Raw genomic sequence first — 1968 nt, forward strand, 5'->3', positions numbered from 1 at the left:
ATATTCTCCCAAGCCAGCTTCCGGTTCAGCTGAGCATCTAGAGGTAGGGGTCTCACGGATGCCCCATCACCGCGTGGATACTTCGAGCGCCAGGTGTAGCGGTCACTAAGCCCCCACGTCAGCACTGCAATTACAGCTTTCTCATTCAGCACAGCCCGAAGATACTGACTGTAGACATCTGCAACCATACGGTCCCGAGTCTTAATGTCTGCGGGCATCTGGTTATCCTTAACATCCAGTTCAGTAACCATGACCTTTAGTCCCAGGTCACCAACATTTTGAATGAACTTTCGCAGTATTGAAGCTTGTAGTACTGATTCATTCTTTCCCAGCAAGTGAGCTTCCATCCCCAAAGCCTGCACAGGAGTGCCCCTAGACTTTAGCCGCTCTAGTAGCTTGAGGATAGAGGTGCGAGTCGCCTCCCCATCCTCTGAATCATTAGACATTCTGTTGTCGTTATATACCAGCAGCGCCTGCGGGTCAGCCTCTGCTGCAGCTCGAAAGGCAATATCAATGTACTCCTCACCCAAAGCTCTTAGCCAGGGTGTCTTTCGTAATCCATCATCTCTTCCATGTTTGGGATAGACTGCCTCATTGACTACATCCCATGAGTGCATCTTGCCTGCATAGTGCCCAACAACTGTTTTAATGTGCTCCCGCATTAGCTGCTCTGCATTTTGCGGGTTGAGGTTCTCCCTTAGCCACTTCGGCATCGCTTGATTCCACACTAGAGTATGTCCCCGCACAAGCATGTTGTGAGAGCGGGCAAACTCAACCATCCAGTCCCCTTTGCTAAAGTTATACTTGTCTGGACTTGGATGCACAGCATCCCACTTGAGTGCAAGCCCTGGAACCAGGATGCCGCACTCTTTGGCAAACTTGGCTGCATATTCTGCATCAGATGACAGATCCTGGTATCTTCCTGAGGCACCATAAACTATTCCCTTGGCAGCGGCAATCTCTCTCAAAGGAGGCTCCCCTGCTCCAATCTCAGCCCCAAGTACTTGACTCTGATTTCTTTGATCGGCTAACCAATCTGCAGTTAAGGTACCAGTAAATGCTGCAGTTCCCAAACCTAACCATAGCGCACGCCGCCTGGTTAGCAACCAGTGCTTAGACATATTTAATTTCCCCCGTTTCTTGTTATGAATTATTTCAGTCTTATGACTGAGAACCAGAATTAAAGTTCTGGATCTCTAATCTCAAACCTTGTTAATTACCAACGTCGTACTGTAAAGCCTTCAGGCACATGCTTAGCGACTTCAAAAGGATAAATTCTCGAAGAAGCTGTTCAGATATTCTTCAAGTAGCATTTCAATCGCAAGTTGAGCTTCAATGTCCTAGAAATACATGAACAGTTCACTCAAAGTAAAATTCTATGATCATCAACGAGGTTTAAAGCAAGACTACTACTTAGCAATTTGCCAAGGCTAAAATATACAGCGAGACATTGAGGCTAGCTCTTTGACGAAGCAGCCTGGATAGCAACCAATGCTTAGGCATATTAACCGTCCCCCCGGACAAAGATTTAATGTACTACTGGGTATCACTATAGGTGACACATCATAATTATTGCAATGTATAACATTATATACACATCTTCTCTCTAACGGCAATGACTATAGCAGCGAATGGTTAGTATATCGCTGTAATGAAGAACTCAACACGATTGTAGCAATACTGATTGATGTGTATGAGTTTAAACCGTAGCAGTGCGATCGTCCCAAATCAAAGCTTGTTGTTTAATAAAGCTAATCCTGAGGATGAATCTACTTACAATAAGCAAAAAAAGGTATAAACATCGACAAGCATAACATAAACAATAATACTTAATGCAGTCTATGAAAACCCAGACGTTGCTTCAGCACTAGAAAAATAAATAATGGATTACCAATAATGTAGCGCTGCCAAAGTCGACGGGGTTCAACTACCAATCGAAAAAGCCACTCAAATCCTCCTTTTTGCATC

General features: G+C 44.7%; 1 protein-coding gene and 1 pseudogene. Both read right to left on the reverse strand.

Features of this window, described 5'->3' with window-relative positions:
* Window positions 1–968: endo-1,4-beta-xylanase (locus tag AC2VE5_RS26180; RefSeq protein WP_486890483.1), on the reverse strand; the 968-nt coding region annotated here is incomplete at its 3' end.
* An 861-nt stretch (window positions 969–1829) separates the two neighbouring features.
* Window positions 1830–1968 (reverse strand): annotated as a pseudogene (locus AC2VE5_RS26185) (WecB/TagA/CpsF family glycosyltransferase); the annotation flags it as partial.

It is taken from the genome of Aliterella sp. E5.1 (genome assembly GCF_057473825.1).